The sequence below is a fragment of the Klebsiella michiganensis genome (genome assembly GCF_015139575.1).
Classification (GTDB): domain Bacteria; phylum Pseudomonadota; class Gammaproteobacteria; order Enterobacterales; family Enterobacteriaceae; genus Klebsiella; species Klebsiella michiganensis.
Map to the genome: position 1 here is coordinate 889,959 of NZ_AP022547.1, position 22,161 is coordinate 912,119.

The 22,161-nt window shown below is 42.1% G+C and carries 17 protein-coding genes and 4 pseudogenes; 10 read left to right on the forward strand and 11 right to left on the reverse strand.

Translation table 11 applies throughout. The features are described from left to right. The first annotated feature begins 391 nt into the window (after positions 1-391). From JLG71_RS04310 to JLG71_RS04335, 6 genes and pseudogenes are all read left to right on the forward strand, one after another. Entirely contained in the window at positions 392-1,432 is a 1,041-nt protein-coding gene (locus JLG71_RS04310; protein WP_131930471.1) for a porin, read from the forward strand. Between the two features lie 20 nt (positions 1,433-1,452). Continuing rightward, entirely contained in the window at positions 1,453-2,460 is a 1,008-nt protein-coding gene (lpxD, locus tag JLG71_RS04315) for a UDP-3-O-(3-hydroxymyristoyl)glucosamine N-acyltransferase (RefSeq protein WP_131930472.1), read from the forward strand. Between the two features lie 92 nt (positions 2,461-2,552). After that, a complete protein-coding gene (locus JLG71_RS04320; protein WP_004136080.1) occupies positions 2,553-3,032 on the forward strand; it encodes a hypothetical protein in 480 nt (159 codons plus the stop codon). Between the two features lie 107 nt (positions 3,033-3,139). Next, a complete protein-coding gene (locus tag JLG71_RS04325; RefSeq protein ID WP_131930473.1) occupies positions 3,140-4,270 on the forward strand; it encodes an ABC transporter ATP-binding protein in 1,131 nt (376 codons plus the stop codon). Positions 4,271-4,512: 242 nt separating this feature from the next. After that, a complete protein-coding gene (locus tag JLG71_RS04330; protein WP_131930474.1) occupies positions 4,513-6,480 on the forward strand; it encodes an alpha-amylase family glycosyl hydrolase in 1,968 nt (655 codons plus the stop codon). Between the two features lie 294 nt (positions 6,481-6,774). Continuing rightward, positions 6,775-7,724: pseudogene (locus JLG71_RS04335) on the forward strand (IS630 family transposase). A gap of 363 nt (positions 7,725-8,087) precedes the next feature. Here JLG71_RS04335 and JLG71_RS04340 read toward each other — a convergent pair. From JLG71_RS04340 to JLG71_RS04365, 6 genes are all read right to left on the reverse strand, one after another. Beyond that, on the reverse strand, positions 8,088-8,666 hold the full coding sequence (locus tag JLG71_RS04340) for a helix-turn-helix domain-containing protein (protein ID WP_131930475.1): 579 nt from the start codon (positions 8,664-8,666) through the stop codon (positions 8,088-8,090). Between the two features lie 223 nt (positions 8,667-8,889). Further along, positions 8,890-10,014 (reverse strand): fimbrial protein, encoded by a 1,125-nt coding sequence (locus JLG71_RS04345; RefSeq protein WP_131930476.1) that lies wholly within the window; start codon positions 10,012-10,014, stop codon positions 8,890-8,892. A 33-nt stretch (positions 10,015-10,047) separates the two neighbouring features. After that, on the reverse strand, positions 10,048-12,579 hold the full coding sequence (locus JLG71_RS04350) for a fimbria/pilus outer membrane usher protein (protein ID WP_131930477.1): 2,532 nt from the start codon (positions 12,577-12,579) through the stop codon (positions 10,048-10,050). Between the two features lie 32 nt (positions 12,580-12,611). Continuing rightward, complete coding sequence (locus JLG71_RS04355) at positions 12,612-13,343, reverse strand: fimbrial biogenesis chaperone (RefSeq protein WP_131930478.1); 732 nt, start codon at positions 13,341-13,343, stop codon at positions 12,612-12,614. Positions 13,344-13,383: 40 nt separating this feature from the next. After that, positions 13,384-13,953, reverse strand: coding sequence for a fimbrial protein (locus JLG71_RS04360; RefSeq protein ID WP_131930479.1), 570 nt, complete (start codon positions 13,951-13,953; stop codon positions 13,384-13,386). A 127-nt stretch (positions 13,954-14,080) separates the two neighbouring features. Further along, entirely contained in the window at positions 14,081-14,782 is a 702-nt protein-coding gene (locus JLG71_RS04365; RefSeq protein ID WP_131930480.1) for an EAL domain-containing protein, read from the reverse strand. Between the two features lie 621 nt (positions 14,783-15,403). Here JLG71_RS04365 and JLG71_RS04370 point away from each other — a divergent pair. Continuing rightward, positions 15,404-16,598, forward strand: a pseudogene (locus tag JLG71_RS04370) (IS3 family transposase). Positions 16,599-16,824: 226 nt separating this feature from the next. Here JLG71_RS04370 and JLG71_RS04375 read toward each other — a convergent pair. The 3 genes from JLG71_RS04375 to JLG71_RS04385 all read right to left on the reverse strand — a co-directional run bounded on the left by JLG71_RS04375 (position 16,825) and on the right by JLG71_RS04385 (position 18,911). Next, positions 16,825-17,472, reverse strand: a complete 648-nt coding sequence (locus tag JLG71_RS04375) for an EcsC family protein (RefSeq protein WP_131930481.1) — start codon at positions 17,470-17,472, stop codon at positions 16,825-16,827. A gap of 23 nt (positions 17,473-17,495) precedes the next feature. Beyond that, on the reverse strand, positions 17,496-18,254 hold the full coding sequence (locus JLG71_RS04380) for a DUF2971 domain-containing protein (protein ID WP_131930482.1): 759 nt from the start codon (positions 18,252-18,254) through the stop codon (positions 17,496-17,498). A 117-nt stretch (positions 18,255-18,371) separates the two neighbouring features. Continuing rightward, positions 18,372-18,911 (reverse strand): hypothetical protein, encoded by a 540-nt coding sequence (locus JLG71_RS04385; RefSeq protein WP_131930483.1) that lies wholly within the window; start codon positions 18,909-18,911, stop codon positions 18,372-18,374. 89 nt (positions 18,912-19,000) lie between these two features. Between JLG71_RS04385 and JLG71_RS04390 the strand changes: the two are divergent. Further along, a pseudogene (locus tag JLG71_RS04390) lies at positions 19,001-19,220 on the forward strand (IS110 family transposase); the annotation flags it as partial. 16 nt (positions 19,221-19,236) lie between these two features. Then, positions 19,237-19,511, forward strand: a pseudogene (locus JLG71_RS04395) (IS3 family transposase); the annotation flags it as partial. 617 nt (positions 19,512-20,128) lie between these two features. Here the strand turns inward: JLG71_RS04395 and JLG71_RS04400 are convergent. Both JLG71_RS04400 and JLG71_RS04405 read right to left on the reverse strand, forming a co-directional pair. Continuing rightward, positions 20,129-20,380 (reverse strand): helix-turn-helix transcriptional regulator, encoded by a 252-nt coding sequence (locus JLG71_RS04400; RefSeq protein ID WP_131930484.1) that lies wholly within the window; start codon positions 20,378-20,380, stop codon positions 20,129-20,131. A gap of 261 nt (positions 20,381-20,641) precedes the next feature. Continuing rightward, a complete protein-coding gene (locus tag JLG71_RS04405; protein WP_200913990.1) occupies positions 20,642-20,884 on the reverse strand; it encodes a helix-turn-helix transcriptional regulator in 243 nt (80 codons plus the stop codon). A 112-nt stretch (positions 20,885-20,996) separates the two neighbouring features. On the opposite strand from JLG71_RS04405, the gene JLG71_RS04410 reads away from it, so the two are divergent. Beyond that, positions 20,997-21,863 carry a hypothetical protein gene (locus tag JLG71_RS04410; RefSeq protein WP_200913991.1) on the forward strand — a complete coding sequence of 289 codons (867 nt, stop codon included), beginning with the start codon at positions 20,997-20,999 and terminating at the stop codon, positions 21,861-21,863. Positions 21,864-22,161 lie beyond the last annotated feature (298 nt).

Consider the following 22,161-nt stretch of genomic DNA (forward strand, 5'->3'; position numbering starts at 1 on the left):
ACCACTATGATGCATGCGTCCTTTTTTATGTCAACATGCGGTCTACCCAGACAGGTTTATTTGTGATGTTTGTCAAAAAACATCAGATGTTTGAACAATTTTTGTGATTCTATTCTCCATTTTTTAGGTATGAATCCAGTCCCTTATTGGCAGCAAAAAATAGGCTAAAAATGATATCCTGAATTTAAAAAAAACATAAAACGTGCTTTGAGTCACAATTTTATCGAAAGATTAGTGACTTGAATCTCGTTTACGTTATTGCCATGAGGAAAAAAAAATTAAATGAGAGAAATTTAATAGGCGTCCATGAGGAACTACTAATCATGATAAAATTTAACGCTATCCCTCAGCATTCTCTTCCGATGTTGTGATAGCTGAATAAGGAAGTACTATGAAAAAAAAATTACTCTCTGCCTCTATTGCTCTTGCTCTCACAGCGCCCGTACATTCATTTGCAGCCAGCGATCAGCGTGGGTACAAACCTGAAGACGTCGCTTTTGATGAAAGTTTTTTTTCGTTTGGTGGCCATGTAGGGACTTCTGTTGAATATGAAGATAAGGTTACTCGTGGTTTCAATAACACGGATAAAAAGGAGAAGACGATTACCAATGAGGTTTTCAACTTTTTTTATAACAATCCACAATGGAATTTTATGGGTTTTTACTCTTTTAAAATAGAAAATAGAGAGCAAAAGGAGCCTGGTTATTATGAGAATGAAGATGGTATTAAGCAGCTTTTTTCATTGAATAAAGGTCATGATCTTGGTAACGGTTGGGCTACTGGTTTAATTTATGAGCTAGAATATACAAGAAGTAAAGTTTATTCTCCGTATGTTAGTGGTCTACGTAAAAACCTTGCCGAGCACAGCATTAGACCATATTTAACCTACTGGAATAATGATTATAATATGGGGTTCTATTCTAATCTTGAATACCTTTTGAGTAAAGAAGATCGCAATGCATGGGGGAAAAGGCAAGAGCAGGGATATAGTGCATTGTTTAAACCCTACAAGCGTTTTGGTAACTGGGAGGTCGGTGTTGAATTCTATTACCAAATTAAAACTAATGATGAGAAGCAACCAAATGGAACCATTAATGAGAAAAGTGATTTTAATGAAAGATATATAGAGCCTATTGTTCAATATAGCTTTGATGATGCCGGCACGCTGTACACGCGGGTACGTGTCGGGAAAAATGAAACTAAAAATACTGATCGTAGTGGTGGCGGTAATGCTGGCATTAACTACTTCAAAGACATTAGAAAAGCTACCGTTGGTTATGAACAATCAATAGGTGAAAGTTGGGTAGCCAAAGCTGAGTACGAGTATGCTAATGAAGTTGAGAAAAAAAGTCGATTATCAGGATGGGAAGCTAGAAATAAGAGCGAGTTAACACAACATACCTTCTATGCTCAGGCACTATATCGCTTTTAGTCTTAACGTAAGGGGCGTTTATGTTCAGTGTTATGGAAATCGCCACTCTGTTATCCGGGAGCTATACCGGTGATGGAGCAATTCGGGTTAACTTTATACGACCAATTCGCAGTCCTGATGTCGGCGGCCTGGCTATTGTTTTCGCCAAACAAGACTTGCAATTCTTATCTAGCTCACATGCTGACGTTCTGATAGGACCTGATGAAATACTGGATAGCCCAGCGAAGGCACATATTGTTATCTCACATTTGGATGTTGAGCGCCTTAATCTTTTTCTTCGTTCTTATAAAGTAAAAAGGTTTCATCTCAATGATCAAGGGAATACGTCGGCACTCTCAGATGTTTATATTGGAAAACATTGTCAAATTGGTGATGGCTGCATTTTTATGCCTGGTGTGAAGATCATGAATGGGGTTATTATTGGGGATAATGTTGCTATCCACTGCAACACTGTTATTAAAGAAGGAACTATCATCGGAAATAATGTAACTATCGACTCAAACAATTCGATTGGTAGCTACAGTTTTGAGTATATGGCTTCAAGAAATGGTAAGTATCAACGAGTAGAAAGTGTGGGGCGAGTCATTATTTACGATGATGTAGAGATCGGGAGCAACAATACAATAGATCGTGGAACATTAGGTAACACGACGATTGGTCGGGGAACTAAAATAGATAATCAGATTCAGATTGGACATGACTGTCATATTGGTGAAAACTGCTTAATAGTATCACAGGCTGGGTTTGCCGGTCATACAACTCTTGGTGACCATGTTATCGTACAGGGACAGGTTGGGACCTCCGGCCATATAACGATTGGTAGCCATTCTATTATCAAGGCAAAATCAGGTGTAAGTCACTCCTTCCCTGAGAATAGCGACTTATTTGGTTACCCGGCAAAAGATACCCGGGCTTATTACAAAAACATTGCCGTTCTTAACATTTTAACAAAAAATCATCAATTTAAAAAAAATCGATCTATATCGGACACATGGAGGGACCGTTTTTTTAATTTTTTAAACTCCTAAATTTTGAAGAGAATAGAATTTTATCGTGCCAGTACTTAGTCACTGACGTTTTTCGTCATTGTCCACTAAATTTTTGAAGGATGGTATTTGTTATGAAACGTTTAAATTTAATTATTGCTGCCGTATTCACTATGCTTTATGCCTCTGCTGTTTTTAGTACCTCAGTTAACGCACAGGGTTCCGCTGATAATCCTTTCTATAATTGTGCTCTGCCTTCCGTTGACGAGCGTGGACCGATTCGGCCTTCTTTATATGTTGTTGGTACCTTTCCGGAAGGGCAATGGATTCAGCAAGAAAACCGTAAAATGCTCTATAAAGGCAATGGTATATATCAGTTAGTTATAGATGAAAAAGCCGGTAATCTTAGCGTTCAGTTCGCTACGATGAGCTGGAATCCGCAATTCACTGCAGCGGGTCTGGAGTTAACAGTTGGACAAGTTAAGGATCTGAAACGCGCAGGTTTTGCAAAAAATACAGCAGTAACGTTACCAGTTGCTGGCCGCTACGTCTGGACGGTCAAAATTGCTGAAGATAAAAAGCCACTTCAGGTTGCCGTTGCACAATGTAAATAATTGAGCTGCTTCCAGCAGAATAGTAAACATACGTCGTGGCTAATATTTGGACGATGGTAAGTATAGTCTTGTTAGCCACAGATGTCTTTCTTCTTATGGGGTAAATCATGGCAACGGTTAGTTTGCGGAAAATTGAAAAAAGATATGAAAATGGCTTTAAGGCTGTCCATGGTATCGATCTCGAAATCCATGACGGTGAATTTATGGTTTTTGTCGGGCCTTCCGGTTGTGCGAAATCAACAACTTTGAGAATGATTGCCGGTCTTGAAGATATTAGCGGAGGCGAAATTTATATCGGAAATAAAAAGGTTAATGACCTTCCGCCCAAAGACCGTGGTATTGCCATGGTTTTCCAAAACTATGCACTTTATCCGCATAAAACCGTTTTCGACAACATGGCTTTTGGTCTCAAAATGCAGAAACGACCTAAGGATGAGATTAAACGCCGGGTTGAAGACGCGGCCGAAAAACTTGAAATTACCGAACTGCTTTATCGTAAGCCGAAAGAAATGTCAGGCGGACAGCGCCAGCGTGTCGCTGTTGGCCGGGCGATTGTACGTAAACCTGATGTTTTTTTATTCGATGAGCCTTTATCAAACCTTGATGCCAAGCTCAGGGTATCGATGCGGATGAAAATTGCCCAACTACATCGTTCTCTGAAAGAGGAGGGGTATCCTGCTACAATGATTTATGTTACTCACGATCAGACTGAAGCGTTAACTCTAGGAGATCGCATTTGTGTTCTTAACCATGGGAATATCATGCAGGTTGATACACCCACTGATCTTTATAATTATCCTAATAATAAGTTCGTTGCCAGTTTTATCGGTTCACCATCAATTAATTTGATAGATACTGCTATCCGTAAGAATAATGAAAGGTTGTATGTTGAAATTGCTCCTGGCGTTGAAATATTAATTCCACATAGTAAGCAAATGTTGCTTGAAGGTTATATTAATAAGCCAGTGTGTTTTGGTATTAGACCAGAGCATATCTCTCTTGCTAGCGATGATGATGACCTTAATACCTTTGAGGGAGTTTTAACGGTGGTTGAAAATATGGGGAGTGAAAAATTTTTATATTTTATCGTTGGTGGGAAGGAACTTATTGCCAGAGTTAATACACAAGATATTAATCCATTTCATATAGGGAAAACTTTAAGATTTAATCTTAATACTGCCTTTTGTCATGTTTTTGATTTCTATAATGAGAACAATCTGACAAATGTAAGAGTGTGATTTTTTCTTGGCTCACCTCATCACAATATATCACCACTGCACTGCAAAATTTACGTGTGTAGTGGTTCCTGAATTCACGATCCTTATGAAGTCGGTTTTATTGACGCTTCGATTATTTTCATCTCGCGTTGTAGTTGTAGTTGTAGTTGTAGTTGTAGTTGTAGTTGTAGTTATTTTTCAATTTAAGTGGAGTTAATATAAAGTAAAACTAATATTTTCACTAACTTTATTAGGACTAGATAATGAAAAGAAACCGTTTTTTTAATACCTCGGTTGCTATTGCCATTTCGATTGCATTAAATACTTTTTTTTGTAGCATGCAGACGATTGCTGCTGAACCAGAAGAAACTTATCTTGATTTTCGTAAGGAGACGATATATTTTCTATTCCTTGATCGTTTCAGCGATGGAGATCCAAGTAATAATGCAGGGTTTAATTCCGCAACCTACGATCCTAATAATTTAAAAAAATATACTGGAGGAGATCTCCGGGGGTTGATTAATAAACTACCCTATTTAAAATCACTTGGTGTTACTTCAATCTGGATTACTCCCCCAATCGATAATGTGAATAATACTGATGCTGCTGGCAATACTGGATATCATGGCTATTGGGGAAGAGATTATTTTCGTATAGATGAACATTTTGGCAATCTCGATGATTTCAAAGAACTGACTAGTTTGATGCATAGTCCTGATTATAATATGAAACTGGTTCTTGATTATGCCCCTAATCATTCGAATGCTAATGATGAAAATGAATTTGGTGCACTATATCGTGATGGTGTGTTTATTACTGATTATCCTACAGATGTTGCCGCCAATACGGGCTGGTATCATCACAATGGTGGAGTAACGAACTGGAATGATTTCTTCCAAGTGAAGAATCATAATCTATTCAATCTATCAGACCTCAATCAATCCAATACTGATGTCTACCAGTACTTGTTGGATGGTTCTAAATTTTGGATCGATGCTGGTGTGGATGCTATCAGGATTGATGCCATCAAGCATATGGACAAGTCTTTTATACAGAAATGGACCAGCGATATTTATGATTACAGTAAGTCTATCGGCCGGGAAGGATTTTTTTTCTTCGGTGAATGGTTTGGTGCCAGTGCGAATACTACAACAGGTGTTGATGGTAATGCTATCGATTACGCCAATACTTCCGGGTCAGCGTTGCTGGATTTTGGATTCCGCGATACTTTAGAAAGAGTTTTGGTAGGACGTAGCGGAAATACAATGAAAACGTTAAATAGTTATCTGATAAAAAGACAAACAGTCTTTACCAGTGATGACTGGCAGGTTGTTTTTATGGATAACCATGATATGGCACGCATTGGTACCGCTCTGCGTTCAAACGCCACTACTTTTGGTCCTGGAAATAATGAAACCGGTGGAAGTCAGAGTGAAGCTTTTGCTCAGAAACGTATAGACCTCGGTCTGGTTGCGACAATGACTGTACGTGGTATTCCTGCCATTTATTATGGTACTGAACATTATGCCGCTAACTTTACCTCTAACAGTTTTGGTCAAGTTGGCAGTGATCCTTACAACCGAGAGAAAATGCCAGGATTTGATACGGAAAGTGAGGCTTTCTCCATTATTAAAACACTGGGTGACCTAAGGAAAAGTAGCCCGGCAATTCAAAATGGAACTTATACTGAACTATGGGTTAATGATGACATATTAGTATTTGAGCGGCGTTCTGGGAACGATATTGTTATTGTTGCACTTAATCGTGGTGAGGCTAACACAATTAATGTTAAAAATATAGCGGTTCCTAATGGGGTATATCCGAGTTTGATTGGGAATAATGGTGTTTCAGTAGAAAATAAACAGGCAACACTAACACTTATGCAAAATGAAGCTGTTGTCATTCGCTCACAATCAGATGATGCGGAGAACCCTACAGTACAAAGCATAAACTTCACATGTAATAACGGTTATACGATTTCAGGTCAAAGTGTTTATATTGTTGGTAATATACCTCAGTTAGGTGGTTGGGACTTAACTAAAGCGGTAAAAATATCACCGACACAATATCCACAATGGAGTGCGAGCTTAGAGCTTCCCCCTGACTTAAATGTTGAATGGAAGTGTGTGAAACGTAATGAAACCAATCCGACGGCTAATGTTGAGTGGCAGTCTGGTGCAAATAACCAGTTCAATAGCAATGACACACAAACAACGAACGGCTCGTTTTAATTAAAATTTAGTGGACCAGCGTTCCAATCGATGGTCCACTATCCGTACTCCGGCCATAATTATTTTTGACTAATACTCTTACAAATTTTCAACCTAGGCTGATGTGACTACATATTTTTGCTGTACGCGGACCTGATCGTCTGCGTCTATTTAGAGTGAAGATGTATATCCATTTCACCCTCACGAAATACTAAATAGCTGCGCCAAATAGTAGATCCTTTTAAAGGAACTCAGCCCGGATTATGCGATCTGATCAATCGCCAAACCAACCATAATCACCAACCGGACTAAGCGATGTCGATCATAGCACCAATACCCCGTACCGAACGACGCCTGATGCAAAAAACTATCCATAAAACTCGCGATAAAAATCATGCCCGCAGGCTGACCACTATACTGATGCTGCACCGAGGAAGTCGTGTTTCCGACGTCGCCAGAACACTTTGCTGTGCCCGTTCGTCCGTGGGACGCTGGCTCAACTGGTTTACCCTGTATGGCACTGAACGCCTGATATCACTGCGTACGGGCCGTGAACGCCAGTGGCCATTTGAGCAAATTTGTGCACTTCTGGTACAGCTTGTCAGCCGTTCTCCCGCTGATTTTGGCTATCAACGCTCCCGATGGAGTACTGAACTTCTGGCAATAAAAATCAACGAAATAACGGGCTGTAAACTTCATCCCGGTGCAGGGCGGCCCCCTCTGCATATACGCGATCCGTACAAGAATGAAAAAATGGCTGCCATCCGCAAGGCTCTGGATAAATGCAGCATTGAGCATCCGGTGTTTTACGAGAATGAGGTGGATATTCATCTCAATCCCAAAATCGGTGCTGACTGGCAGGTACGCGGCCAGCAAAACTTGTGGTCACCCCCGTACAGAATGAAAAATATTATCTGGCAGGTGCGTTGCACAGCGGTACAGGAAAAGTCAGCTACGTGGGCGGTAGCAGCCAAGCTTCATCTTTGTTTATCAGCCTGCTTCAACACCTGAAAGCGACGTACCGCAGGGCAAAAACGATCACGCTTATCGTGGATAACTACATTATTCACAAGAGTGAGAAAATACGAAATTGGTTGAAAGCGAATCCCAAATTTAACGTTATTTATCAGCCTGTTTACTCACCATGGGTGAATCATGTTGAGCGGTTATTGCAGGCGTTACACGATACGATAACCCGCAATCACCAGTGCCGTTCAATGTGTCCTCTGCCTGACCGACCAGTGAATCCACAACATTATGCGTGATTGACGCCATGACATAGTGGGCGGTGATCGATGGATCGATAATCGGTGTATCGCTGCCCAGCACTACATGCAGTACCCCGTCTTGTTGCGGTTTGGCGTGACTGGAAAAAGAGACGCCTGCCAATAAGACGGCGGAAATAAGTGAAGAACTCACAACACGACCGGCGAGACGTTTACCCATCTCTTTTTTCTCCCTTAACCTGGTATTCAGGCACGGATTTATCTTAGGGAGGAAGGCGGCTGTAGCAAACAATATAATATTTTTATCGTTTGCTGAAAAATGTGGTTTCAGGGTCGCCGCATGCTATTTACGGAGACTGGAAAGTCGAAAGGGTTACTAAAAAATATGAATTAATGAAAAAATCACTTAAATATTTTATAGAGTTCAGCACGTCTACTGACATTCATTTTTTTCTTGATATTTGCAATATGTGCATAAACTGTTTTTATTGCACAGTTATTTTTCATCGCGATCGTTGACATGAGTTCACCGCGGTAAAACTGCAAGAGAATCCTTAATTCTCGGGTGCTTAACGATGGTTTTGCGCCCTCCTGTTTTTTTTTGGTTAATTCACAAGTATATTTAACCCCCTCTATGGTTTTTTTTATGGCTCTATTTAATTCAATGACTTCAGATTTTCCAGATATGATACTGACATTATTTAAACGTCTGGCAACACCAATCAAAAAACACTCCAAAGAAAAATCTATGATTAATACAGGCATGCAAATATTGACGTCAAAAATCGTAACCAGTGCTTCAATAAAATCCCTGTTGCTTTCTATTTTAATGACTAAAAGACTGCCACCCGTAATATACATAGCATTTAACGACGAGACCGGACCTATATTTTCGCAGTGGTTATCTGCAAGCAAAGATTGCACAGCAGAGTACATAATAAAATCTACACCACAAAAAAGGACATCATTACTAAAATTCATAATTACCCATCATATCACGAACGCAGAAATCATAAAAACGACATGGTTTCTGCTATTATAACCAATGCATATCAAGTTGCTTCAAGGCGGCAAGGGAGTAACAAATCTGTCAGGAGCAGATTTGAACATCGCCGGCGACGGCCCGCTAGGGCGAGCCCCATGGATGGGGCAAGTTACCCGTAGCCAATAAAGAATCAATTTCAAGATAATGGATATAAAATAGCTACTGGTAGTCAATCGTAAATATTATTGAACCGTCGGCTTTGCCGGGACTTAAATTTCCAGTTCGAAAATAACGTGCTTTTAAAGGAATAGTGTAACTGGCACCTTCTGTTGCAGTCAGAGTGAGCCCTGACGGTAACCGGGTATTAAATTCCGCGGCACTGAATGGCACCGCCATGTTGCCGGTCGATATTTGGATCCCCAGCCCCTTAGCACTGGTTAACCCTGCGGTATTGTCGAGGCCAATAATACCTTGCGCCGGATCAATGATCGCTCCGGTGGGTCTAAGTGTGTAGCCTAGGCTATTATTGACGTTGGCTGCGCCGCGAGTGAAAGTCCCCAGATTATTTGCACTGTAGGAGACGTAGCGGTCACCTCCATTCAGGTTATAGTAACCATAGAAAGCCGGGCAGTTGGTCAATTTAATTGATGCATCCTTCCATGGACTGGTTGCGCCTATGGCAGGAAAATCACTACTTTTATAAGTTCCTAATTCCACCAAAACGTCAGGAGTGATACAGGTTCGGGAAACAATATTAATTGTACCAGTTAACTTCGCGGTCATTACTTTGAGTGACGTTGCGCCATTTTGCCCGGCAGAAATTGAAATCGTTGGCAGCGTTGAAGTATTGATAGCGCCAGCCGCGATCGGCCCGGTTTTAATAAAACTAATATCGTATTGATACGATGCCGCTGTCAAACTATCTTGATAGAAACGATAATCAAAATTGTTAAAAGCAAACCAGAAAGCAATACCAATGCCCGGAATATTGGTATTATATACTTTACCCGAAGCACCATTATTCAGCCCAAGAGCTGTCACGCTTGAAATTCCGTTGCTACCTGGTGTTTCGACCTTAAAATCAAGAAAAGTTTTACCCGTACCACCGCAGTTAACTACAATATTCTTGCCATCCTGACGGTGCGTCTGTCGGTATAGGACTGTACCATCCGGTAGGTTCGGTCCAGCCGTCAGATTAGCAATAGCCAGCGGCATATCCTCATGGAATGGCACTTTAACACCACTATTATTGGCAAAAGTGCAGGTCGCCGCTACGCTGGTCGCTGAATAGCATAACAAGCTACAACCTATCGCTGCCGCCAGCTGAATGCTGATTTTTTTCACAGTAACTCTCCAGCCCGGAAAACAATATTTAAATTAATCGTGACACTGGCCCGGCATTTGAATAAAGCTCTGCTGCCCAATGTTAATTTTTTCTTCCGAAAGCTGGTAATCGATATAACAGCGCTGGTTATCGCCCTGGACTGTTAAACGACCAGCAACCGTTTTTAGTCGCACAAAGGCCATTTGATTCTGACCAATAAAACCGACATTATTACCTTCAGCGTCCACTACCGCACTGCCGAACGCTGGAATCGATACTGCGGTCGATGTCAACTTAAAGAGTACCGGATAACCCCGTTCAGTATTAAAACGGGCCATCACTATCGCACCGGAATGCGGAGCGATACGCATACTGGTACTTTCCAGTTCAACACCATAATCAGCCCCCGTAGGGACCAGACCTACATCATTTAACTGGTAAGGGGTCAATCCGGTCATGATCGCATTACCCCAACGATCGAGCTTCAGCCATGGGTATCCCTCCACACTGGCGCCACTTGCTCCTTTTGCCGAAACAATAGCAATGGTTTCTCCAGTATCCGGGCTGAAGCTGAGTCCTGCCGGGTGAGCCACTATCGTGCCACTCATCCCGGCACTATATGATTGATAATGGTGGCCACTACTATAGCTGCTGCTTAAGGTGCTATACGGGCTACGATACTGCCCATTGACGGAACCGCTAGTCGTATGATTGCCAGAGTTATGCGATGCTGTTGTGCCATAACTGTATTGATTATCCTGCCCAGCCACACCCGAAATGCTCACCTGTTGGTTATATTTTCCCTCGCCATCACGATTCAACGTAAAATAGGCGCTTGCTCCCGAACTGTTGCCCCCCAACGGCATGGAGAACATCAGATCGTAGCTATTCTCCATTGCGCCAGTGATATTATTCGTCCGCGAAATACTCAGCGAATAGGTCAAGGACTTGAAATTATTGCTATAACCCACCTGATATTGTTGATCTGAACCACGACGATTCCAGTAGTTCTGCGTAAACCCGGAGACATAAAGCTGACCGCCGTTATCTCCCAGAGTCTGATTCAGGCTGAGACTCAGGCGATTTTTACGCTGGGTCATTATCATCAACGGATCGCTGTCCATTCGCTGCTGAATAAGTGTCGCCTCGCTAAAATTGTAGTAATTTCGGGTAGAGAAGCGATAGGCCGCCAGCGCGATATTGCTCTGGCTGGCGGCAATAAATTTGTTATAGGTAATGCGATAGCTTTGTCCATTGAGCGTGCCATAACCCGGTACATCACGGGTCTGAGCCTGAGTGATATCTGCAGAAATAGCCCCGATGGGCGTGCTGATTGCACTCCCCAACAGATAGGCGGAATACTCCTCGCCCTGTTGCATACCGGCATTCAATGTCAGGTCATTGAACAGACCATACTGATAACTCAATTGATATAAACGTGGGTTATTATCACTATTATTAGAACGATAATTCCCGCCCAGTAGCTCGTAGCGTGAGTTTCCAGGACGCAGCAGTTGTGCCACAGAGCCGTAAGGAACAGCAAAACTCTGCACGCTTCCGTCAGCTTCTTCCACTTTGACCTGCAGGTCTCCACCGTAACCCGTAGGATAGAGATCGTCGATAACAAACGGACCCGGCGCAACCGTCGTCTGATAAATCACTGAGCCATTTTGCTGAATTGAGACTTTGGCGTTAGTACGTGCAATACCGCGGATGTTCGGCGCATAGCCACGCATCGAAGGTGGCAGCATACGCTCGTCCGAACTCAATTTCACGCCGCGAAAACCAACGCTGTCAAACATCTGTCCATCGCTGTAGCTATCCCCGACAATTAGACGTCCTTTTAATGCAACAATATCTTTCTGCACATAAGTATTCAGGCTCTCGTAACGTTTTTCGCCATCCTTTTGCCATGAATAAGAACCATTGTGACGCAGGTACCAGGAGCCGAGATTCAGGCCGCCATTAAGGCTACTGTAGAAAGAATCATTATCGACGCCACTGGCGGTCGAATGATAGGCATTACCGGTATAATTAAGGTAGCCAGCCGTGGCGCCGTAGTCCCATAGCGATGGATTGACATAACCTCTGGGATCTCGTAGTAAATCAGCCTGAGCCACCGTGAAGGTCAACACTAAATTGCCGATATCGAAGTCTTCGCGGACATCCTCAAGCACCGAGGATAGAAATCTACAGCTGTTTATTTCATTTTCGCCATCAGACTCCGCTAATGTATTTTTGAGTGGTAACAGGGCCAGCGTTTTATCCGTCAGACAAGCACTTACGACACCGACACTGTCCTTTCTGAATTCGATATTTTCACGAAGAATATATTGCTGATTAATATAAATATCAACCCGATAGGTTCCCGGAGGTACGGTGTTTTTTTCATACTGGCTGATATCAATGCCTTTTGCCATCCCCATATTGAGAAATACGGGATCAAATCGCAATGAATCACCAGGCATTTGTTTGCCGGTTACCGGGTCATCAACTGGCGGCATTACAGTAGCCAGTAGTGGTGAATCGATACCCAAAAGCAAAACTATTAAAATAAACATCGTCTTATAATGACGATTTGACATATCCCCCCCCCGACCCAGCGAAAATAACCGGATTAATGTATCACCGTCTGAATACCAACCTCAGCACCGTAATCATCAATGTAATAAGCCGTTGCCTGACTGCCGGCACTAAATTTATTATTATGGTCAACACTGATTGATTGTTTACTAAAAGGAGCGACCATCACACCTTTAAAATTTTGTAACTTATGCACCGTCGTAGATTCAATGCGTACAAGGCTAAAATAATAGGGGGATCGGTTTTCCACCGTTAGCTTATCACCCATCGTCGCAATCGATAGATAATTTTTGAAAGAGACATTTTTATCTAAAACGGCCGGTCGGTAGAATAATTTAATTCGGCTACGGAAAGCCATCTTCAGGACATTCAGGTCCGCGGCCGATTTTTCAACTTCTGCCGGGATTTCCAGAATATTAAACCAGAACACTGACTCACGATCGGTCGGTAATCCTTTACCAACATATACCAGGCGCAAAGACTGGCCCTTGCCTGGATTAATTCGACCAATAGGGGGCGTAATAACAAACGGCACATCAATTTTATCCGGAGAAATCTCCGAATTACCCGCATCTATCCATGACTGATATAAAACGGGATTTTTCCCGGCATTATCTATTTTGACCGTCACTTCTTTTTGAACGGACGGATAGATAATCCGGGTTCCCGTTATTACTAAACTGGCACTGGCCTGAAAAGATAACACAAAAATAAAACCAATAACTGGCGACAATAAAGCACGCCATAACAATGAGCAACCGGTCATTATTCTGCCCCACAGAGTTTAAATCATACGGTACAGCGGATTAATTATAAGCAATACTATAAAAAACGTAGCTACTGACAGTACCCTGTTCAGGTGTAGCTGTTTCAGCATAATACTGTACCGCGTACGGCAGGGTCGCACTGCCAGCAGTAATATCGACATGAGCAGTTTTGGTAAGCTGATTAGTATTGCCGACATTAATTACTTCATCAACGTTAGATGTATCTAACAATTGCAATGTAGTATTCTTAGCACCACTCACTGCGGTATTTTTCAAGCGCCCGGTTGTTAAATCCACCGTTGCGCTGTTCTCTTCAAAATAAGCCTGCGCTCCTTTCAACGCCGTGCCAGTGCACTCTGTCAACTGAATATTAAAGCCAGTACGACCGGCTACATTTCCTGCAGCACCGGAAAGTTGATTAACACTGATAGTCGGCAGTGTCACCGTGGCATCGTTGCCCTGGCCATCAACATTCACTTTGCAGGTGTTATCAGTTAATGCACCGTTGAACGTAATTTTACCGCCGGCCGCAGTTTGATCGGCCGCCTGTGCCGTAACGGACATAAGTAACATGCCAGAGACACAACTCGCAAGAAATAATTTTTTCATTTTTCAATCCCAGTTTAAATACAATAATATTATATCTCAATGGTATGAGATAGTCTTACCCACATATTACGGTGCCATGGATTCATTATTTTTCAAAAATAAAATTTTATATTACCATCCTGGAAAATCACTCCAGGAGTGTCATAATATTTTTTAACGGCACAGAGGGAAAGGCGTACCCCTGTACCCCCCAAATATTCAACTCGGCTAAAGTGAGTAGCATTGTCAGCTCCTCGACACCTTCAATAACAATACGCCCACATGAGTGATTGATGCGTTTTATTAGTACCGGAAAACTATCCTTTTGATACTCCTGCCAGAAAAATTCTTTATCTATTTTCACCACTTCAAAGTTTTTCTTACTGATTGTAGATAAAGTCGATTTTCCCGTACCAAAATCATCAAGCCAGATTCCCTTTACATACCGGAGCAAGGGTAGCAATAACTCTTCACTATCACAGCTATCGAGACCACGATAGTTTTCATTAACTTCCAACCTGACAAACGGTAGCGTTAACAATAAATCACACATTTTCTTATTAGATTTAAGACTCTCAGCAATATCATTATCGATATTAACGCTACATAACACCTGGCTTTTCTTAAAATATTTATGCTGTTGTTTTATTTGTTCTATCTGATAATAAAAAAACTGTGCCTTTTGTTCTAAAGACATTGAATCAATGATATCAGCGGTATTTTTTTTACGTTGACCCACATCATCATAGAAATGTGTTAGCACTTCCACTGCCATCAGGGATTCACCGTTAACACTGTAGATAGGTTCACAGATGAAGTCGAAATCCATGTTACTTTGATACTCGGCCACCCCTGGCTCCTTCACAAATCACACCGTGTTATGGACAAAGAATAACCATTCAACTCACAACATTATTGATCAGTATTTTCTATCAGTAAACACAAATCGATCGGTAATACCAATGATAATACCTATTAATATGTAGCTATCGATCGTTAAAACAATATTACAAGCTAATTATGTATTTCATGAAAAGTAACATATGGTGACATGTATGCGTTCCCAGCAGCATAAAACTCGGTGACTGGGGTGAGCGACAACTCTGCCGGGAGCATATTTGAACGTCGCTTGCGAGCGAGGCGTATGGATGGGGTGCGTCATCTGTAACAGTATGACGGGTATAAATAACTCAAATTGCGGAAAGCCGTAACCAGGAGAATACCCCCCTCACTTAGAGCCTATCCCACCACGGCTAAACGAGGGAATACACGGGTTGCTGTCTCTACCCGGCCGCAGAGTGGTAGCCATTGGTGATAAGCTCCATCTGCATGACAACGCTCAGTTTATTCTCTCTCCTGAGGATGGCGGGCGATTGGTGGTGATGTAGCCCCCTGAAACACCAGACAGTAGCTGTATCTCCATATAAGAGATAGGCTTTAATATATGTCTAACACTAACGCCAATTTTGAGATGACCGGGATCCTTTTAGGGCAAGAAGCCCGTAAACGTAAGACTCCTCAGGAGAAGATCGCCATTATCCAGCAGACGATGGAGCCGGGCATGAATGTTTCCCATATCGCCCGCCTGCACGGTATTCAGCCCAGCCTGCTAAGCAATATCAGGAAGGCAGCCTCACCGCCGTTGCTGCAGGAGAAGAAGTTGTGCCAGCCTCTGAACTCACCGCAGCGCTGAAGCAGGTTCGGGAGCTTCAGCGCCTTCTGGGCAAGAAGACGATGGAAGTTGAGATCCTGAAAGAAGCCGTGGAGTACGGTCAGTCGCGAAAATGGATAGCGCACGCGCCCTTGTTGCCAAAGGACGGGGAATAGCACAGGTCAGCCGCGCCATGAGCGTGTCGCGTGCGCAGTTGTCACTGCGGATTAAGCGTTCTGCCGACTGGCAGGACAGACGCTGTTACCGGCGTAATGACGAAGCAGACGCTGAAATACTGTCGGATATCCTCGACATCATTAGCTATATGCCGAGTTATGGATACCGCCGTGTGTGGGGCATCCTCCGTAAGCAACGTAACACAGAAGGAATGCCACCGGTGAATGCCAAACGGTTTTACCGGATAATGAGCGAGCATAACCTGCTGTTATTGCATGACAAACCAGAGCGACCGAAGCGTGAGCATAAGGGCAAAATCGCGGTAGCAGAAAGCGATATGCGCTGGTGTTCAGATGGCTTCGAGTTCGACTGCGACAACGGTGAAAAACTGCGGGTCACGTTCGCGCTGGACTGCTGCGACAGGGAGGCCATAGACTGGGCTGCGAGCACGGGTGGCTACGACAGTTCGACCGTGCAGGATGTGATGCTGAGGTCGGTAGAAAAGCGCTTCGGCGACAGGTTGCCGGGCACACCAGTACAATGGCTGACGGGTAACGGTTCAGCGTATACCGCACATGAAACGCGGAAGTTCGCCACAGAGCTGAATCTGGAGCCATGTACAACAGCGGTGAGCAGTCCGCATAGCAATGGCATGGCCGAACGGTTCGTGAAAACGATGAAGGAAGACTATATCGCGTTCATGCCAAAACCGGATGTGAGAACAGCGCTGCAAAACCTTGCAGTAGCGTTCACGCATTACAATGAAAACCACCCGCACAGCGCGCTGGGATATCACTCTCCGAGGGAATATCGGCGGCAGCGGGGATCGTTAACTTAAGATACACAAGCTGTCCGGAAATAGCGGGTCAAGATCAGGCGGGCGATTGGTGGTGGTTCTGCTTCTGGATAATTAGATACGGTTTCTCGGTTTAATCCTGACCAGTGATATCATAACGTCAATATGAGCCCACCTTTAGGTGGGCCATATATATATCAGCGGAAAAGGAAAAAATTGCGGCTATACTGTTTTTTAAAGTTAGTCTTTGTCATATTCAGACAGAAAATTAGATATCATTAATGATATTTCCTTCAATGAAAGTCTTTCTTGCTATATTACCTACAAGATTGGTTGAAACCCCATCAAAAGTTCCACCAATAACTCCTCCTACAAGTGGGATCATTTTACCTAAGTTAATAGCACCTTTTTCACCAAACTTAGTGAGGAGTCTGAAACCTACACGCTTATTGATAGCTGTTATTGTTTCTCTTGAAATGTTCTTAATTAACTGCGTGGATAGTTTTGAACCAATGACAATCCCTGTCCCCTTAAGAAGGTCTTTTGCAGCATTACCAGCCAGGCACGAATAAACAAGTGCTTTTACACGATCATCCTTTACGTCATAACCGCCCATGATAGCAATTGTTGTTATCATACTAATCTGGACATACATCACAGTCGCGATACTTGCTGGAATTGATACAGGTAGAGTAATAATACCTCCAAGTCCAGACACAAATCCGGTAGTGGCAGATTTTGTGTTTTGCCATCTAATAAGGGAGTTGACCTTTTTTGCTAAGTCCCCTTCACCTTTCAGGTAGTTTTCAGCCATCTCATAAGATGAGTTTGTTCCCGGAATGGTTCCATCCAGTGCTTTATCGTAGGCCCAGCTGAGTGCCTGCATGATTTTTCCTTCACTAAGTTTGTCTGCCATGTGACTGTCCTGTTTATTTATTGTTAACACATTTTAAATCGCGGAAGGTCTAATTTATAAAGATCTGATTGTATTATGTTTGTGCTGACACCCATGCCCTGAATTTTCGCCCGAAGTTTTACAAAATCTGTACTTGATAAACGTGGGTCAAGGCAGATTTCCTCAAAAAGTTCCTCAGGAGTTATGTTTATTTTATATAGACCACCACTCCCATTTTTATCACCTATGTCATCGACTATCAGTCTGACTTCATTTTCATGGGAAAATGCAGTTATTTTTGTACATAACACCTCTGCGAACTGTGTGTTTTGCCCACCGAGGATGAATTCAGAAAATGTGGTTGAATTAATGAATTCAATAATCTCTTCTTTATCCTTATAGTTAACTTTCCCAATAAAATATTTTAGACTATAATTTGTGTCAGAAGTGTCATATAAGGCAGAGAATAGTTTTCGAATGGTTGTTTTTACTCTCACACCTTTTTTTTTGGGGCTGTATATTCTCCACATTGCATCAGTGTCTTCGTTTTCAGTCCAGCATTGACCATACCATGAATTATAAAGGTTTTCCAGAGACCCAACTTCGCCATCATCAGAAGCAACTTCAGTTTTAAGGAGGAAGTGTTCGTATGGGTCATCCCACATAGAAGGTTGAACCAGTACCAACTGCTTTTCAGTAAATAATTCTAAAAATCGTTCTAAACTAAATATCCTATAAACAGGAGTGTCAATATCATTAATATTTATTATGTTTTTATTGAATTTTTCTAGTTCATTTTCCATTAACACTACCCTTTCAAATCTCTTATTGATTGTTTCTCATTGAGAATCGCCAAAAAATCGATGGTTTTAATGAGGCAAAGCCTTGCTGCAAGGAAAAATGTGTTGGGTACAGTGGTGTCATTCCAGGCTGTCGATCACTTCCTCCCATTTTTCTGCGTTATTGAAACTCCCGCTCGATATACAATTGTTGTGATAGTGGACCGCATATTTAACGCGCAAATTTTTAATCATCTCAGCCTGTGCTGTGCAAAAAACAAGATAGACAATAGCAACTATAACCTGTTCTGGGCCAGCACCAAGATGAGATACCGCTTTTTTGAACGAAGGCGCTACATCTTCAAGAAGGTAAGTGACGCCAGGGTTCTTCCTGCCTACATACGAGTTTTCCGACCTACGACCTTCATACTCCATCTCAAACAGACGGAAAGGAAGGTTACTCAACACCCCTCTGGCCGAATGATTAAACGCAGACGCTCGATCGTAAAATTCAATGACAAACCAGTAAACATCTTGCTCAGTAGGGAGCTTACTACCCAACTGTCGGGCCAGTTGTGCCGCCAAATCCATTGTCTGATCATCTGTTTCAGGCAATTTTGTTTTAACGCCACCAATCACAAACTCATTTTTATTCAAACCAAACCAACTTCCTATACCCATGATTCCAACCTCAGTAATGTCAGAAGATAAATATATCAGAACCACTTTTTATGCCTACCTACCATACTCTGGACTGACCCCACCCCGGTAACCGTGGTGGTGCTCGTGCGGCCAATAGTGCCCTGCACATTATTGCCATTGGCCGATTACGCACGGACACGAGAACACAGGAGTATGTGGCAAAACGGGTAGCTGAAGGACACTCGAAAATGGAAGCACTGCGTTGCCTTAAACGTTATATCTCACGTGAAGTATACGCTTCTACGTAATCAAAACCGGCTAATCAACAGTACTCAAATAACAACTTGACTCTTAGAAGGGCGTCCAGGGCAGCCAGTATGGCAGTGACGACTGGCATCGCTTCTGTCGGACCAATAACCTGGCCCTGAGCATGAGCCGGTGTGGCAACTGCTAGGATGCGGTGGCAGAATCGTTCTTCAGTTCACTGAAAAAAGAAAGGATCAGAAAACGCATCTTTAAAACCCGGGATCTGGCCCGGGCCGATATCTTCGATTACATTGAAGTCTTCTATAACCCTCCCGCCGCCACAGTCATCTCTGCGGCGTCAGTCCGGGGGCCTTTGAACAGGCCTCGTCGTGAGGACAGAATTTGTCTACCGGGGCGGGGTTAGTCCATCCACAAGGTCAAGTTTGAACTCCGGACCGCCGGGGGTTTTCGGATACCAAAACAACGCTAACTTATTAATATTATTTTATTTTTAAGATGTAAAGAGGCCATTAAAGTTGCTCAGGTGATATGTGAGGAGGAACGGGCCAGCTCAGACCTGAGCGGGCAAAGCGCCGGAACAGGCGCTTCAGAGTAGTTCTGGGATTTTTTATTCGTTTCCTTATCTGTTTCCCATGAACTTTTTTATCAAAGCGAAGATGCAGAGCTTCGTTAATCCATTCCCGATTATTCAATGTTCTGTGTCTATTATCCGGAAAAATAGTGGGCATTATTGTTACCCGCATGAGTCAACTTATCCAGACGTCCTTGGTGGTACGCTTACAGCCTGAGGAGTCCTGAATGCTCGATCCACAACAGTTGGAGTGACTCAGATTATTTTTTTCTGGTTCTATAACAATAGGGGCAGGGCTTAACACCACAAAACTGACGTTTACATTGGTTACAGATCCAGCGGGTGCGTCTTTTGGTTGTAGCAACCTTCAGTGATTGAGGCCTTTGGTTAGTGGTGGAAATACGATGTGCATGCATGTTTAATGTCCTCTGGAGGCTTCAATACGTAGTTTTAACCATGTTTTTACTTCGCTTTCAGTCCAGCGAGAGCTGCGGCCCAATTTAATCGGCTTCGGAAATTCACCGTCCTTGATAAGCTTATAAAACCATTTATCTGTTAATCCGGTGTAAGCAGTAATAAAAGCCATATCTACAAGGCGATCTTTGGTGAAGTCTGTGTCTGATATGTGATTATTATTTTTCTGGTTAAATGTTGATGCATGTTCTTTCATTATTAATTCTCTTTTGATAAAGATATAATGTCTGGATTTACTTGAAGCTTAGATTTATTTGTTTTCCTAAAATTTACCTTTTAAAATATAACTGTGCAAATAAAATCACCTTCGGATGTTATAAATATAATCATTCAGGATAGTTCATGAATTAATAGCGATTTTTTGTATCTATCGTTAATTTACCTATATGCTGACGTGAGTTGTTCTGACAACATCAATAAAAATTTAATATATTGTGTAAGCATTACACCTACAATATCAGATTGATATCGGGCGATTATTTAGCCAGTCGTCCAGTTCTGACTCCAGCCAGCCAACTGATTTTGTGCCCAGGCGACGTTGGATGGGAAAAGTTGGATCATATCGTGGTGATTTAGTGTTTAACCAGTCATAAATGGTCGCACGAGCGATGCCTAGCTTTTCCATGACATCTTTGATCCTGAGCATTTTAGCTGGATTTACATACTTTACTGTCTGCTGTGTTGAGTTACCCTGAGACATAATCAATACCTTTTTTGCGTTTTAGACAGGGACTATGTTGCCAACAAATGCCAGGCTACAATAGGCCTTAAGTAAATGAGCAGTTAAATCACTTCACGGGGCTTTACTTTTTATGGATAATGTGAGTTGCGATTCTTTGGATGAAATATATCAAGACGTACGCAAGGCTTTTGAAGAGAAGCTTGAAGCGTTAGTAACAAAGCTGAAAGGTTCAGTCCAATACGATGAACTGATAACAATGCGTGAAAAAGCTTATGAGGTTATTGAGGAATTTAAGATCATCGAGGAGGAACTGCCCGAGAGAATTATTGATGAATCCCATCCAGATAATTTCCGTTTACTACAGGAATTTAATGATGTTAATGGAATTGTTGTGCCAAAACCGTATATCTATAAAAAAACTTACGCTGAGGCTCGGGCCAGTATACAGAAAGAAATGTTTGACGGTCGAATTTCTGGAGTTATCAAATTAGTGGATGAAAACTTCTGGTTACATTATCTTTTTATGGGGTTTAAGGATTTTTACTGGAGTGAATATATTTTATCAAATAATAATAAAAAAGATAGTTGCGAGTTTTTACTTTATGCACTGCTTTATATCACCTACGCCGCAGACAGAAATGATAAAGAAAAGACTGGTGATTGGCTTAGATTAAATGAAAGGTTTGATAGAATTAAAAGAAAATCAGCATCAAGCCTTGGCGGAAAGAAAAAATTAAAAGATCTCGATTATCTAAAGCCATATATATCTTCAGCGCTGTCCGATCATTCCCCTGAAGGTGGTTGGGAAAGCAAGAGGCAATTCATTGATACCATTATCCCACTCGTTGTAAAACTTGATGGAGAACACAATTCCGAAAAGTGGAAGGGAGATCCAATAAAAAGGGAAAACACATTACGTAACAGAATCGACAAATGGTTATTGGACGAACTGCGGGACAATTATGATAAATTTATTCGGAATAAGAATAAGCGTTAATTAATTGAGTTGAAAATAACTTTTTGCATATCCAATGCCCTTCCATATCTCATGTGTTCATAAGCATGTTTAACCCTTAACCAGGGAAGGGCATTTTTTTGCAAACTTAGAATAGTGTCAATTTAATAAGATAATGTCCGGAGGTGACAGTGATAACTGATGGTTTTTCCGCCTGGGATACTATCCCCGAAAATAATATCTTTATAAAACAAATGTTTTTATGTGTTTTAAAAAATATCGTATATATCAATTTGTTGCCACTCCATTTGAAGTATTCAACATATCTTAATCACTGCTA

Excerpts from the sequence above, each read along its gene's own strand:
- JLG71_RS04410 (WP_200913991.1), top strand. The coding sequence starts at position 20,997 with ATGGATAATGTGAGTTGCGATTCTTTGGATGAAATATATCAAGACGTA.
- JLG71_RS04385 (WP_131930483.1), bottom strand. The coding sequence starts at position 18,911 with ATGGGTATAGGAAGTTGGTTTGGTTTGAATAAAAATGAGTTTGTGATT.
- JLG71_RS04375 (WP_131930481.1), bottom strand. The coding sequence starts at position 17,472 with ATGGCAGACAAACTTAGTGAAGGAAAAATCATGCAGGCACTCAGCTGG.
- JLG71_RS04400 (WP_131930484.1), bottom strand. The coding sequence starts at position 20,380 with ATGAAAGAACATGCATCAACATTTAACCAGAAAAATAATAATCACATA.
- JLG71_RS04320 (WP_004136080.1), top strand. The coding sequence starts at position 2,553 with ATGAAACGTTTAAATTTAATTATTGCTGCCGTATTCACTATGCTTTAT.
- JLG71_RS04350 (WP_131930477.1), bottom strand. The coding sequence starts at position 12,579 with ATGTCAAATCGTCATTATAAGACGATGTTTATTTTAATAGTTTTGCTT.
- JLG71_RS04310 (WP_131930471.1), top strand. The coding sequence starts at position 392 with ATGAAAAAAAAATTACTCTCTGCCTCTATTGCTCTTGCTCTCACAGCG.
- JLG71_RS04405 (WP_200913990.1), bottom strand. The coding sequence starts at position 20,884 with ATGTCTCAGGGTAACTCAACACAGCAGACAGTAAAGTATGTAAATCCA.
- JLG71_RS04360 (WP_131930479.1), bottom strand. The coding sequence starts at position 13,953 with ATGAAAAAATTATTTCTTGCGAGTTGTGTCTCTGGCATGTTACTTATG.
- JLG71_RS04330 (WP_131930474.1), top strand. The coding sequence starts at position 4,513 with ATGAAAAGAAACCGTTTTTTTAATACCTCGGTTGCTATTGCCATTTCG.
- JLG71_RS04325 (WP_131930473.1), top strand. The coding sequence starts at position 3,140 with ATGGCAACGGTTAGTTTGCGGAAAATTGAAAAAAGATATGAAAATGGC.
- JLG71_RS04355 (WP_131930478.1), bottom strand. The coding sequence starts at position 13,343 with ATGACCGGTTGCTCATTGTTATGGCGTGCTTTATTGTCGCCAGTTATT.
- JLG71_RS04340 (WP_131930475.1), bottom strand. The coding sequence starts at position 8,666 with ATGAATTTTAGTAATGATGTCCTTTTTTGTGGTGTAGATTTTATTATG.
- JLG71_RS04380 (WP_131930482.1), bottom strand. The coding sequence starts at position 18,254 with ATGGAAAATGAACTAGAAAAATTCAATAAAAACATAATAAATATTAAT.
- lpxD (WP_131930472.1), top strand. The coding sequence starts at position 1,453 with ATGTTCAGTGTTATGGAAATCGCCACTCTGTTATCCGGGAGCTATACC.